Below are 280 nucleotides of genomic sequence, written 5' to 3'. Positions count from 1 at the left end.
CTGTAGACCGGATAAAACGCAAGTGCGTCGTCATCCGGCGAATCTGCTCAGCGCATAATCTTATCGCCGCGCGAAAGCCCGACGACGCCTGAACGCGCCACTTCAACAATTTTCGCCACGTCGCGCAGCGAGGCCAGAAAAGCATCCAGTTTATCGCTGGTGCCCGCCAGTTGAACGGTATACAGCGTTGGCGTAACGTCAATAATCTGACCACGGAAAATTTCCGTATTACGCTTCACCTCTTCCCGTCCGTAGCCGCTGGCCTGGATTTTCACCAGCA

General features: G+C 55.0%; 1 protein-coding gene. It reads right to left on the bottom strand.

Annotated features, from left to right (window positions below):
• Positions 1 to 47: 47 nt before the first annotated feature.
• Positions 48 to 280, bottom strand: a 233-nt coding sequence (ilvN, locus tag J4G32_RS21510) for an acetolactate synthase small subunit (protein WP_210497785.1), incomplete at its 5' end; no start/stop codon positions are given.

Origin of the sequence: Microvirga antarctica (assembly GCF_017921815.1) — a bacterium.
Taxonomy (GTDB): Bacteria; Pseudomonadota; Alphaproteobacteria; order Rhizobiales; family Beijerinckiaceae; genus Microvirga; species Microvirga antarctica.
The sequence above is the reverse complement of the archived record's forward strand: the minus strand, read 5'-3'. Positions and strand labels throughout refer to the sequence as shown.